Below are 12,833 nucleotides of genomic sequence, written 5' to 3'. Positions count from 1 at the left end.
AAAGACGGTCGGTGCAATAATTGCAAGTTAATGACATGACCAACAATCGACCATGCAAAGTAGGTAACTTTTGCGTTTTGAGTGTGAATTACGGCGGGCTCAGGCACCTAAGTGTAATCCGAAGCTATTTGTCGATATAGACATTGTGACTTTTGTTTACAGTTTGAGCGATTTCAAAAGCCGAGGCAGCTTGGCCAAATGCTAAAACAGACACCAGCGCTGTTAATGTTCACATTGCATCTTCTCATCAAGGCGCGAGCATGAAAGCTTTAAGCAGTTCTTCCTGTCTTTCTTTCGTTAATTTATTATCGTCAAAGTAGGCAGTATAAAGAGGTGGTAGTCTTAAATGTACGGAATAGTCAATTACGAAGTATTTTTGCTTACTGGAATTTTACTGAATTTAATTCCCGGAGCAGACACAATGTATATTGTAGGCAGAAGTATTTCACAAGGAAGAAAAGCAGGTGTATATTCTGTTTTTGGAATCATTAGCGGTTCATTAATCCATACCTTGTTAGTTGCATTTGGGTTATCCATTATTCTTACAAAGTCAATATTGGTTTTCAACATAATTAAGATGGTTGGAGTCATTTATTTAATATATTTAGGAATTAAAATGCTACTTGATAAAACGAATGCAAGCTTCAGTACATCTGAATCCCAAAAAGAAAATCTAAGAAAAATATATATACAAGGGATGCTGACGAGTCTTACGAACCCAAAAGTATCATTATTCTTCATTGCCTTTCTCCCGCAATTTATTGATACAAAGAGCTCTAGTCCAATCCCATTTATCATTTTAGGGCTTACTTTTTCAATCACTGGGTTGTTATGGTGCCTATTTATTGCCTATTTCTCTTCTTATGTTACCCGAAAAATAAAAGCAAACCAAAGGCTGAGTGCGTATTTAAACAAAATTACCGGCATACTCTTTATTGGATTAGGTTTACATCTTCTTCGAACCAAAGCTCCTCAATAAAGCTCAAAAAAACATTTTAAGTAGACGATTCTTTACAGACAGAACAAATCGTAACGTTACAGTCCGGCCCGTATTAGTTTTGCGGGTCTTTTTATTTTTAGCTTAGGTGTAAAGGAATAACTATGGTGCCTACTTCTCCAATCTTACAAAACAGTAAGAGAGCCCTAGAAACAGGTTTGCGATCACGATTCGCACATTGTTGCTTGTCCTTTATTTCTCTGTTGCGATCGTATTGCCCGCACTCATGCCTGTATCTTTATTTACCAAACCAACCGGACTATTTATGGTCGGTACGACGCTGTATCATTGGGTTGATATCGGCAGGAGGAACCTTCTACATCAGATCCGAATGATCGGCGCGAGCTAATGGTACAGATGTATTATCCTACAAGTAATAAAGGCGAGGGAAATCGTGAGCCTTATATCCGAAACGCGCATGAGTTTGCAAAGGGATTGGAAGAAGATTTGTCCATCCCGGCATTCGTATTGAGTCATCTGAATTTGGTGAAATCGAATGCGTTCACGGAAGCCCTGCTATCAGACGCAGAGAGCCGTTATCCCGTATTGATCTTTTCCCATGTTTAAACGGTTTTCGCAATCAAAATACGTTTCAGGTCGAAGAGTTAGCAAGTCAAGGTTATATTGTGTTATGTATCGATCATGCCTATGACGCTGCGGCTACCGTCTTTCCAGACGGTCGAACCGCATACTTTCAGTCCGGTAATCTAATTAATCTTGCTGAAAGAGATCGCCATATCCAATTATGGAAGGAAGATGCCGCTTTTGTGCTAAATCAAGTGGAGAAGCTTAATCAAGGGGATGTAGACAACCGCTTTACGGGAAGGATCGACACCACTCGAATCGGGATGTTCGGCCATTCTTACGGTGGAGCTACCGCTGCACAAATGCTTTTCGAAGACAACCGTATCAAAGCAGCAATTAACATGGGCGGTCTGTTATATGGGACAACGGTTACAGAAGCAGGAATCGGCAAACCGTTTCTGCTCATGAGTGCAGAGATCAACGAAGATCCAGATGAGGATCACACAGCATTCAAGGTTCGCAATGAGCGTGCTCTTGCCGGTGGAGACATGTCGATAGTCATTCCTCACACGGATCATACGAGCTACTCTGATTTTCATTTGATTTCACCTTCTTGCGAAGTCCAGGCGAAGATCCGCGACGTGTCATCGTATTATTAACGAGTTTAGCCTCGCTTTTTTTTGACCTTTATGTGAAACAGACAATCGACAGCTCGGCATTGGACAGACTGGCAGCCATTTACCCGGAAGTCAATTTTAAAATGAATTAGCGATGTATCTCAACATCAGGTCTCAAGTCCATTTTCATGACGGAATATTTCCATTTCAATAAACTTGACGATGATTGGAGAATGGATTAGAATGACTCCAACAAAACGTTTACGTATTTAAACCTTTCGTTACAACGTCATGAAGAAAGGATAGAATATGGGAAAACAGGCATTCGAACAATTTCGCACATGTATCCCTTTTTTCCAATTGTTAGTTGATCCGCATCGCCAAGATATCATCCTGTGGCTTAGTGAACAGGGGCCAATGTCAGTTGGTGAAATTACAGCCCAATCTACATTATCGCGTCCTGCGATTTCTCATCATTTAAAACTGCTGCGGGATCAAGGATTAGTTACGATGGAGAAGATCGGTACAGAGCGTTATTATTCCGTAACCTTGGATACTGCTGTTGATTCGTTAAAAAAACTATTATTGTTACTTGAAGATGAGTGCCTTTAGAACAAATCTAAAGGCATTTATAATCATATATATGTCGAAGAGTTTGAACGTTTAGATATTTAGGTGTTCGGAATTGTTGAATGGATAAGAGCATAAGGTGTTTATGCGGTGAGAATAGATAAGGAGTGATTCGGAATGAATCAAATAGAGAAGGTGGACACTGAATGCATTCTTGCGGAACATAAGAAATTTTTTCAAAAAGGGGCAACACGTACTCTAGAATTTCGCCTTGAACAGCTGAAAAAATTAAAAGAGGGTATTAAGCGTAATGAAGATAAAATTACACAAGCACTGTATCAGGATTTAGGGAAAAGCGAATATGAGGCGTATTCAACGGAGATCGGCTTTGTATTGGATAGTATTAAGAACACGATGAAGCATGTGAAGAAATGGATGAAGCCCCAGAAGGCAAAAACCCCCATAGCCTTATGGCCGTCAAGAAGCCGCATAATCAAAGAGCCATATGGGACAGTACTCATTATAGGACCTTATAATTATCCGTTCCAATTGCTGATTGAACCTCTTATTGGAGTAATTGCTGCAGGAAATTGTGCGGTACTTAAACCTTCGGAACATACACCTCACACAACGCGAGTCGTTCATGAAATGTTAAACGAGATCTTTGACAAGAGTTACATCCGCGTCGTAGAAGGGGAGAAGGAAGCAACGTCAGCACTTATTCATGCCCCTTTTGACTATATCTTTTTCACAGGAAGTGTACAAGTGGGAAAGATCGTGATGGAGGCTGCTGCCAAGAATCTGGTTCCCGTAACCTTAGAACTTGGAGGGAAGAGCCCTGTCATTGTGGACAAGACTGCGAACTTAGAATTATCAGCGAAAAGAATTGTATGGGGCAAGTTTATGAATACAGGCCAAACCTGTATTGCGCCTGATTACATGTTGGTACATTCGGAAATCAAAGACGCTCTTATTTCAAAAATGAAAGAGGTCATCGTGAGTTACTATGGAGAAAATCCGATGGAAAGTAAGGACTATGGCCGTATTGTGAATGAGCGCCAATTCGATAGATTGACTTCAATTCTGGAAAAAGATCAAGATAACGTAATAGTTGGCGGTAAATCAATAAGAGAGAAATTGTATATCGAACCAACATTGCTAGAAGCAAAATCTTGGACTGATGCGGTTATGGTAGACGAGATTTTCGGACCGATTCTACCGATTATGGAATACGAGCAGTTAGATCGTGCAATTTATGCGATTAATGAACGTCCAAAACCGTTGGCCTTGTACTTGTTTACCGAGGATAAGAAATGTGAGGAAGAGGTGTTGCGAAGAATCTCATTTGGGGGAGGATGTGTAAACGATACGATTCTTCACATTGCGAATCGTTATTTGCCATTCGGTGGCGTTGGAAATTCGGGGATAGGCGCCTATCACGGGAAATACAGTTTCGACCTTTTTTCACATCATAAGAGCATTGTGAAGAAGACCACAAAAATCGATACCCGTTTTATTTTACCTCCTTACAACGATAAGAAGCTGAGATTGGTTAGAAAGTTTTTAAATTAGAATACTATCTCTTACAGATATCATTAGGACAATAACATGGATGGGAACGAGTTGAATATGGAAACGGTAGCATTAGTGGTGGGAGCAACTGGTTTGCCTTTTTAACGAGTTAGGGATCTATTGAAGCAAGGAGCAGTTTGCCGAGCAGCTGCTCCTATTGGTGTGCGACTGGTTTATTTAAAACATGGAATATATAGGTTGACAAAAGGTTGAATTACTCTTATTATACAATTAACACATTGGTAATTGTTAAAAGAGAGAAAGGGTTGTGCTTACCATGTCAAACAAAGAAGCCTTAGCACAATATGATGTCAAACAATATCGAACGCCGGATGGATATACATCGGACATTGCTGTATTTACGATATTGCCTGTTACAATCCAAGAATTCAAACCGCCCGAGATGGATCTCAAGATTATGCTCATCCAGCGGAGTGAACTTAACAGTGAAGGAAAGCCAAATATCGAAGCAGGCAAGTGGGCATTGCCTGGTGGCTTCGTCAATCCAGATGAGACTGCCTATGAATGTGCACAACGCGAGCTGCAAGAAGAAACAGGCGTTGAGAACATTCACCTTGAACATTACGGCGTTTACGATAAACCAGGACGCGATCCGCGGGGCTGGATGATTACAAATGCCCACTTTGCAATAGTTCCAGAACACAAGTTGTCCCAAAGACAGGCAAACGATGATGCTTCGGATGTTCAATTGTTCTCCGTAAAAGAGGTCATGAATCTCGAGCTTGCTTTTGATCACGCACAAATCATTGCAGATGCGATTCATGTGATTCGCCAGAAGCTGCTCGAAACGACTGTCGCCAAGGAATTTCTGCCCGAAGAATTCACATATTCGGAGCTGCAAGCCGTTCTCCTTACGGTCACAGATGATTCCGCAATTGCGTTGGAATCGGCATTTGCAAGAAAGATCAAATCTTTGCCCTTTATCCAAGAGGTTGAAGGGAAGAAGACAACCCGAACATCGAAACGACCGACACAGTTGTACCGATTCGTCGAAATGGATCTGAACAAATCCATTTACCATACCAGAATGTGATTGATGATAGATGATTACAATAAGATGGTGACTAAAGTAAATAGCATTTCGAAATCGATGTGTGATGGGTAAGGTGCTATTCTAACTTTATTGTCACTACTCTTTTTACCCTATTCAATTAACAATTATACAATAGTTAAATTAGAGGAGGAGTCTAGAATGAACAAGAAAAAAGCGCTCATTCATATTGACTATACAAAGGACTTCGTTGCTGCGGATGGGGCATTGACTTGTGGAGAACCAGGGCAAGCGATTGAAGGGCGAATGACTGAAATTACGAAAGAGTTTATTCTAAGCGGTGATTTCGTTGTTTTCGCTATCGACATGCATAAGGAGAATGACGCATTCCATCCGGAAACGAAGCTGTTCCCGCCGCACAACATTGAGGGAACCGATGGTCGGAAGCTTTTCGGTCAATTGGAGGATCTGTATCAAGCAAATAAAGACGCAAATAATGTCTATTGGATGGACAAAACAAGATACAGTGCATTTGCTGGAACGGACTTAGAACTTCAACTTCGATCAAGAGGAATCATTGAACTTCATCTTGTAGGCGTTTGTACAGACATTTGCGTACTCCACACCGCAGTAGATGCTTACAATAAAAGCTTCGATATTGTCGTTCATGAGGATGCCGTTGCAAGCTTTGATGCAGAAGGTCATGTATGGGCGCTTAGACATTTCAAAGGATCGCTCGGAGCTGCAGTAGTCAAAAAGGAGGAAAACAAAGATGAATAAAATTGAGCTTCCGGTTTTCAATCATGGTGATGACAGTCTCGCGCTGCATACCGATAAATATCAAATTAATATGGCGCAGGTCTACTGGCAACATGGCATGCATAACCGTAAGGCAGTATTTGAAGTATACTTCCGCAAGCTTCCATTCCAGAACGGATATGCGATCTTTGCAGGCTTGGAGCGGGTCATTCGTTATTTGAATGACTTTTGCTTTACCGAGAGTGATTTGAGTTATCTTCAGGAAGAAGGATACAACGAAGAATATCTGGACTACCTTCGGACGATTCGCTTCACAGGAACCGTTCATTCGATGAAAGAAGGGGAACTGGTTTTTGCGAATGAACCGATTATGCGAATTGAAGCAGCACTAACCGAAGCACAGCTCATTGAAACTGCGATCCTAAATATCGTTAATTATCAAACCCTTATTGCAACAAAGGCATCTCGTGTGAAGCAAGTTGCGGTTGATGATCATTGCATGGAGTTCGGAACACGAAGAGCGCAAGAACTGGATGCCGCGATTTGGGGGACGAGAGCTGCTTACCTTGCGGGGTTCGAAGCAACATCGAATGTAAGGGCAGGGAAGTTATTTGGCATCCCTATCTCGGGCACACACGCTCATGCAATGGTTCAAGCCTATCGTGATGAATATAGGGCATTTAAAGCCTATGCTGACACGCATAAAGACTGCGTATTCCTTGTTGATACCTATGACACACTGAGATCCGGTGTCCCTACGGCAATTAAAGTGGCGAAAGAGTTCGGTGATCGAATCCACTTTAAAGGCATCCGACTTGATAGCGGAGACTTGGCGTACTTATCGAAAGAAGCTCGCAAAATGCTGGATGAAGCAGGCTTTCCCAATGCCAAAATCTATGCATCAAACGATCTTGATGAACAAACCATCATGAACCTGAAAACACAGGGGGCTAAAATTGACGTGTGGGGCATTGGCACCAAGCTGATTACAGCGTATGATCAACCCGCTTTGGGTGCCGTATACAAGCTGATCTCGATAGAAGACGAACACGGAGATATGGTCGATACGATCAAAATCAGCTCGAATCCTGAAAAGATTACGACCCCTGGACGCAAACGTGTATTCCGCATCGTCAACAAGGCGAATGGGAAATCGGAAGGCGACTACATTGCATTGGAACATGAAGAACCGCAGTCGGAACAGCGCTTGCACATGTTTCATCCCATTCACACGTATATCGCAAAATTCGTAACGGGATTTGAAGCGAGAGAACTTCATCATGCCATCTTTGAAAATGGCGACTTGGTGTACGATGTACCTACGCTTGATGAAATTAGGGAGTTTGTAAAAGAAAATCTCAATGTGTTGTGGGATGAATATAAACGTACTCTCAATCCAGCAGAATACCCGGTTAACCTCAGTCAAGCATGCTGGAATAATAAGATGCGATTGATTGAAGAAGTACGAAATAAAGTTCAAGCGGCTCTCAAAGCTTAGAAGGAGGCTGGATGCGGTGGCGAAAATCGGTATTTACGGATCATCCTTTGACCCGGTCACGAATGTCCATCTTTGGACAGCAAGCACCGTAGCGCATCGCTGCAAGCTGGACAAGGTGATTTTCCTGCCTTGTTCCAGTAAGCGGCAAGATAAACAGTTGAACGTTTCGGATGAACATCGGATGAACATGGTTCGTACTGCGATAGAGGGCAACGACAAATTTGAAGTTGACGATTTTGAAATGAATCAACCTGCTTGGGAAATCGCGACGTACCAAACTATGAAGCATTTTCGAGCGAAATATCCGAATGACGAAGTGTATTTCATCATGGGGGCTGATCTGCTCGTCGATATCGGTGAAGGGAAATGGAAGCGGGCAGAAGAGCTAATTCGTGAAAATAAGTTCATTGTCATGGCAAGAGACGGCATCAATATGCTGTCGGCCATTAGCAAATCTCCAATTCTTCGGAATGCAGATGATGGCCATACGTTTCATTTGATCGACAAGGGGCTGGCCATGGAGATCAGCTCTAGTTATATTAGAGAAGAATTCAAAATGGGCGGAGAACCTCGCTACTTGGTTCCTGATCAGGTTTACGAATACATTAGAATCAATCGCCTATACAAATAGTGAAAGGGGAAGCGGGATATGAATAAGCAAACAGATATTATCAACGCACTGCATGTAAAACATACGATTGTACCTGCGGAAGAAATCCGTATTCGGGTGGATTTCCTTAAAGATTATTGCCGTACAGCTAGAGCGAAAGGATTTGTCTTAGGAATCAGCGGGGGGCAGGATTCGACACTTGCAGGACGATTATCCCAATTGGCGGTTGAAGAGCTTCGTGCAGAAGGCTATGAAGCCAAGTTTATTGCGATCCGTCTGCCTTATGGGAGACAACAAGATGAGGATGATGCCCAGCTTGCTTTGCAATTCATTACTCCTGATGATACGCTTACGTTCAATATTGAGGCTCCTGTAAATGTATTTGCAGAAGCATATAAGAGTGCTGACGGAAAAGCCCTTACGGATTACCACAAAGGGAACGTGAAGGCAAGAATGCGAATGATTGCACAGTATGCTGTCGCAGGCGAGCATCAATGCCTTGTAGTGGGAACCGATCATGCCGCAGAAGCAATCACTGGCTTCTTTACCAAGTTTGGTGATGGGGGAGCTGATATTCTCCCGCTAGCTGGACTTACAAAAAGTCAAGGGCGTGAACTCTTGATCGAGCTGCACGCACAAGAACGTCTATATCTGAAGACGCCAACAGCCGATCTACTCGACAACAAACCGCAGCAATCCGATGAAACTGAGCTTGGTTTGGAATATGCCGTACTTGATGAATACCTAATCGGCAACGAAGTTGCTCCAGACGCGAAATTGAGTATTGAGAACCGCTACGCGGTGACACAACATAAACGGGAACTGCCTGTAACACCATTCGACCAATGGTGGAAGTAAGGAAAACAGACTAGATTCTCGTAAGCTACTAAGCTAAGAGCCTCTTTTTCGAAAGGGGCTCGTTGGTGTAGATGGCTGATTGACTAGCATCATGATAGTAGGAGCTGCGAACACCACGGTTTTTCTAAAGTGATGTAAAAAATAGAAGTACTAGCCTAAAAATTAAGCGTTAGACTGAAGTATATCAAGTAGGGAACTAACGAGGCGGTGCTGGTTGTTCCTAGAGGATTAGCATATTTCATATAACAGGAAGGCTGGCACTTAGTTCAAGCAATTCCACCATATTATGGGGCGTTTCTATCTCCTTAACAATTGTCCTCTAAATGTCTAGGCTGGATGTCTGCTCTCGAAGCTTTCATGGATGAACTGTCGTACTTAGCTTGACAATCCGTCTTATATAAAAGAAAATTGCTGAATGTAAAAGCCGGGGCTTGCTGCCTATGAGCTTGATCCGGGCTTTCTGAAACACGGGAGCAGACCCGCTCGGGGATCTGCATGAGCACTTCCTTTTTCCAATGATGGTCACTCTCTGAATCGGGGTCGCGCCAAAAACATGTAATTTAGAATTTAGCATCCGTTTGTAGCATCAATAAATAACGCTGTACCTGCTGCTTGCTGTAGGCGACGTGCTTATTATCTCTTTCTAGTTTGCTAGCCATAATACTTCCTTCAAAAATTGCAACAATGAAGGAAGCCACCGCTTTTGTATCGATATTAGGCTTTAGCTCTCCGAGTTGAATACCTTCTTCGATAATCTCTTCAATCATGGTGAGAAAGGTGCGGAGAACTCGAAGCGCCTTTTCCCTTAGAAGCGAGTTGGTATCATCACTGTCTACGGCGGTATTCAGCAACGGACATCCCCCTTTTATTGGGGGATTATTTATTACATCTTCATATACATCAAAAAGGGAGCCTATTTTCCCCTGAACGGTAGTAGCATTGGATATCGCTTCAGTAAAATGTTGAGCGACCGTTTCAATCGCGAAATCAAACGCCTCTGAAGCAATCTCATCTTTACTTTTGAAATGCCGGTAAATTGCCCCCTTTTGCAGTCCTGTAGCCTCCATAATGTCATGCAATGAACAGCCAGCATACCCTTTCTGATTAAATAATTCTGCCGATTTTAGGACGATGTGCCTTCGTGTCTGTTCACCTTTACGCATAATATCCTCCATCATTTATTCTGTTAAAAAAGTGTAACATATTTCAGTTGTACATGAACATACAGTAAGTTACCATAAAAGGGACTGATCGGTCTCTTTTAAATGGAGATGAGAAGAGTAAATTGACACCCGAAATTTAGTTAACGAAGGAGGAATCATTATGAAAATCGCAATCATGCTTTTCGATGGAGTCACAGCATTAGATGCAATTGGTCCATACGAGGTATTTGCTGCAACGATGAAATGTGAAGTAAAGTTTGTCGCTAAGAAAAAAGGGTTAATAAAATTGGACTCAAGTATGGGATATTTGCACGCCGATTACGATTTTTCTGAAGTTGATTCGGCTGATATTCTGGTTGTTCCAGGCTGCAGTCCGCCAAATTATAAAACTCCAATGAATGATCAAGTTACGTTAAATTGGATTCGTCAAATCCATAAAACAACGAAATGGACAACGTCAGTTTGTAACGGATCTTTGATTTTAAGCGCCGCAGACATATTAAACGGAACCATAGCCACTTGTCATTGGGGATCCTTTGACCTGCTCAGATCGCTTGGCACCATTCCAACTGATGAGAGGGTGGTTCGACAGGGTAAAATCGTTACAGCAGCCGGTGTATCCTCGGGTATCGATATGGCACTCCATATAGTAGCATGGGAGTTCGGAGAAGATATCAGTAAAGGGGTCCAATTGATTTTGGAATATGATCCTCAACCTCCATTCGATGCTGGTTCACCCAAGAAAGCGCCCGCATTACTGGTTGAACAAATAAGAGGGATGTTGCAAGAGTTTGATAAACGGTAGCCCAATGTATGACTTAGGGCCAGAACGGTTGGACGAATAATAACGATAGCCCAAGAAAGACAGTTAAAGGCAGCCGACTTCCTTTGATCAGCTGCCTTTTATGATCTTGTACGGTGAACCGTTAATTAATAGGGATCGGCTTCGTGGCTTTTCTTTACAGCATCTTTTGTTGCTTCGTTCGCAGATAATGTACCTTGACCATATTTCGATTTGCCCGATTCCTGGCCAGGCACTTTATTTTCCGCCTTTATTTCCTGAAGTTCTTTCATTTTCTTTTCAATACCTTCCTTCACACGTTGGCCATATTGTTCATCGGCTTGTGTGAAGTGATCTATCATAGCTTCTTGGATTCGTTTATCGCAAATTGCAAGTGCTTCAGAAAGGTTTTTGATCAATTCATCGCGTTCCCAATCTTCAAAGCTACGGTACGTGTGTCCAGCCTGACCGTAGTTGTTAGGACGGTCAATTGGCGCACTCATTGCTGCCGCATGATACATAGGTTGGTGTGGTACACGATCTTCCTTGCTTGCTTCCTGAAAGCCGCCGAGCATGGATGGCTCATAGTTAATATGTGGATTTCCTCCAGATTCTTTCGGATCACGGATATCCATTTGGCCACGCTGCTGATTCGTGCGAACAGGCGCTTTTGGCGCATTCACAGGCAATTTCAAATAATTCGCACCTATTCGATAACGCTGCGTATCAGAGTAAGAAAAAGTACGGCCTTGCAGCATTTTATCGTCTGAAAAATCCATTCCATCAACGAGAACCCCTGTGCCAAAGGCTGCTTGCTCAATCTCTGAATGGAAATCTACTGGATTTCGATCAAGAACCATCCGACCCACCGGCAACCATGGGAACCTATCCTCTGGCCAAAGTTTCGTATCATCAAGCGGATCAAAATCGAGCTCCGGATGATAATCATCCTCCATGATCTGTACAAAGAGCTCCCACTCCGGATAATCGCCACGCTCAATCGCTTCATATAAATCTTGTGTCGCATGGCCGACGTTCTTCGCTTGAATCTCGTTTGCCTCTTCTTGTGTTAAGTTACGGATCCCTTGCTTCGGCTCCCAATGATACTTCACCAACACAGCTTCTCCCTTGTCATTTACCCATTTATAGGTGTTTACACCGGAACCTTGCATGTGACGGTATGTTGCCGGTATACCCCATGGAGAAAATAGGAAGGTAATCATATGCGTTGCCTCAGGTGTACGGGAAACGAAATCAAACATCCTCTGAGGGTTCGGCACATTCGAGGCTGGATCTGCTTTAAACGCGTGAATCATATCAGGAAACTTCATCGCATCACGAATAAAGAAAATTTTAAGATTATTTCCGACTAGATCCCAGTTTCCATCTTCTGTATACATTTTTACCGCAAACCCGCGTGGGTCACGAGCCGTTTCTGGCGAATCCTTCGCCCCTGCAACTGTAGAGTAGCGAACCATAAGTGGCGTTCTCTTCCCAGCACCCGAAAATACTTTTGCACGAGTATACTTCTCTGCGGGTTCGTTTCCAACTTTTCCGTATGTTTCAAAATATCCAAATGCTCCTGTTCCTCGTGCGTGAACGACGCGTTCCGGTATCTCTTCACGGTCAAAATGGGAAATCTTTTCGATAAAATGGTAATTTTCAAGTGTAGCCGGACCGCGATTACCAATTGTACGGATGTTTTGGTTATCCTTCACAGGATGGCCCTGGCGTGTTGTCAATGTCTCACGCTTTACATCTTGTTCGTTTGAAGCATTCATATCTTTTGGTTCCGCCAAAATAAAAACCTCCTTATCATAGATAGCTTTATCTTTCACATCTAATTGGGTAATTTATACAGCGACTAGGGA

At 42.7% G+C, this 12,833-nt stretch carries 11 protein-coding genes and 1 pseudogene; 10 read left to right on the top strand and 2 right to left on the bottom strand.

Translation table 11 applies throughout. The annotated features are described in order from the left end of the window. Positions 1 to 346: 346 nt before the first annotated feature. The 9 genes and pseudogenes from NO352_RS10665 (at position 347) to nadE (ending at position 9,018) form a co-directional block, all read left to right on the top strand. Complete coding sequence (locus NO352_RS10665; protein WP_289355605.1) at positions 347 to 979, top strand: LysE family translocator; 633 nt, start codon at positions 347 to 349, stop codon at positions 977 to 979. A 187-nt stretch (positions 980 to 1,166) separates the two neighbouring features. Next, positions 1,167 to 2,291 (top strand): annotated as a pseudogene (locus NO352_RS10660) (alpha/beta hydrolase family protein); the annotation flags it as partial. Positions 2,292 to 2,448: 157 nt separating this feature from the next. Further along, positions 2,449 to 2,751: an ArsR/SmtB family transcription factor gene (locus NO352_RS10655; RefSeq protein WP_005550649.1), complete on the top strand. Its 303-nt coding sequence runs from the start codon at positions 2,449 to 2,451 to the stop codon at positions 2,749 to 2,751. 135 nt (positions 2,752 to 2,886) lie between these two features. Continuing rightward, on the top strand, positions 2,887 to 4,281 hold the full coding sequence (locus NO352_RS10650; RefSeq protein ID WP_289355604.1) for an aldehyde dehydrogenase: 1,395 nt from the start codon (positions 2,887 to 2,889) through the stop codon (positions 4,279 to 4,281). A gap of 277 nt (positions 4,282 to 4,558) precedes the next feature. Continuing rightward, the gene (locus NO352_RS10645) at positions 4,559 to 5,335 is read left to right on the top strand and encodes an NUDIX hydrolase (RefSeq protein ID WP_005550651.1); all 777 of its coding nucleotides are present in this window, start codon (positions 4,559 to 4,561) and stop codon (positions 5,333 to 5,335) included. A gap of 159 nt (positions 5,336 to 5,494) precedes the next feature. Then, a complete protein-coding gene (locus NO352_RS10640) occupies positions 5,495 to 6,073 on the top strand; it encodes a cysteine hydrolase family protein (protein ID WP_005550652.1) in 579 nt (192 codons plus the stop codon). Further along, positions 6,066 to 7,550 carry a nicotinate phosphoribosyltransferase gene (locus NO352_RS10635; protein WP_289355603.1) on the top strand — a complete coding sequence of 495 codons (1,485 nt, stop codon included), beginning with the start codon at positions 6,066 to 6,068 and terminating at the stop codon, positions 7,548 to 7,550. Before NO352_RS10640 ends, NO352_RS10635 begins: the two co-directional genes overlap by 8 nt. 16 nt (positions 7,551 to 7,566) lie before the next feature. Further along, entirely contained in the window at positions 7,567 to 8,181 is a 615-nt protein-coding gene (gene nadD / locus NO352_RS10630) for a nicotinate (nicotinamide) nucleotide adenylyltransferase (protein WP_005550654.1), read from the top strand. Positions 8,182 to 8,199: 18 nt separating this feature from the next. Further along, the gene (gene nadE / locus NO352_RS10625) at positions 8,200 to 9,018 is read left to right on the top strand and encodes an ammonia-dependent NAD(+) synthetase (protein ID WP_289355602.1); all 819 of its coding nucleotides are present in this window, start codon (positions 8,200 to 8,202) and stop codon (positions 9,016 to 9,018) included. 560 nt (positions 9,019 to 9,578) lie between these two features. On the opposite strand, the gene NO352_RS10620 is transcribed toward nadE, so the two are convergent. Beyond that, positions 9,579 to 10,181 carry a TetR/AcrR family transcriptional regulator gene (locus NO352_RS10620; RefSeq protein WP_289355601.1) on the bottom strand — a complete coding sequence of 201 codons (603 nt, stop codon included), beginning with the start codon at positions 10,179 to 10,181 and terminating at the stop codon, positions 9,579 to 9,581. 160 nt (positions 10,182 to 10,341) lie between these two features. Here NO352_RS10620 and NO352_RS10615 point away from each other — a divergent pair, with 160 nt between their 5' ends. Then, the gene (locus NO352_RS10615; protein ID WP_262866718.1) at positions 10,342 to 10,986 is read left to right on the top strand and encodes a DJ-1/PfpI family protein; all 645 of its coding nucleotides are present in this window, start codon (positions 10,342 to 10,344) and stop codon (positions 10,984 to 10,986) included. A gap of 125 nt (positions 10,987 to 11,111) precedes the next feature. Here the strand turns inward: NO352_RS10615 and NO352_RS10610 are convergent, their stop codons facing one another. Further along, positions 11,112 to 12,743, bottom strand: coding sequence for a catalase (locus tag NO352_RS10610; RefSeq protein ID WP_483311831.1), 1,632 nt, complete (start codon positions 12,741 to 12,743; stop codon positions 11,112 to 11,114). Between the last annotated feature and the right edge of the window lie 90 nt (positions 12,744 to 12,833).

The organism is Paenibacillus sp. S-12, assembly GCF_030363895.1.
In the GTDB taxonomy this organism is placed as follows: domain Bacteria; phylum Bacillota; class Bacilli; order Paenibacillales; family Paenibacillaceae; genus Paenibacillus_B; species Paenibacillus_B alvei.
The sequence above is the reverse complement of the archived record's forward strand: the minus strand, read 5'-3'. Positions and strand labels throughout refer to the sequence as shown.

Coding starts and splice junctions, on each gene's coding strand:
- NO352_RS10640 (WP_005550652.1), top strand. CDS start 5,495: ATGAACAAGAAAAAAGCGCTCATTCATATTGACTATACAAAGGACTTC.
- NO352_RS10635 (WP_289355603.1), top strand. CDS start 6,066: ATGAATAAAATTGAGCTTCCGGTTTTCAATCATGGTGATGACAGTCTC.
- NO352_RS10645 (WP_005550651.1), top strand. CDS start 4,559: ATGTCAAACAAAGAAGCCTTAGCACAATATGATGTCAAACAATATCGA.
- NO352_RS10650 (WP_289355604.1), top strand. CDS start 2,887: ATGAATCAAATAGAGAAGGTGGACACTGAATGCATTCTTGCGGAACAT.
- NO352_RS10610 (WP_483311831.1), bottom strand. CDS start 12,743: ATGAATGCTTCAAACGAACAAGATGTAAAGCGTGAGACATTGACAACA.
- NO352_RS10665 (WP_289355605.1), top strand. CDS start 347: ATGTACGGAATAGTCAATTACGAAGTATTTTTGCTTACTGGAATTTTA.
- nadE (WP_289355602.1), top strand. CDS start 8,200: ATGAATAAGCAAACAGATATTATCAACGCACTGCATGTAAAACATACG.
- NO352_RS10655 (WP_005550649.1), top strand. CDS start 2,449: ATGGGAAAACAGGCATTCGAACAATTTCGCACATGTATCCCTTTTTTC.
- NO352_RS10620 (WP_289355601.1), bottom strand. CDS start 10,181: ATGCGTAAAGGTGAACAGACACGAAGGCACATCGTCCTAAAATCGGCA.
- NO352_RS10615 (WP_262866718.1), top strand. CDS start 10,342: ATGAAAATCGCAATCATGCTTTTCGATGGAGTCACAGCATTAGATGCA.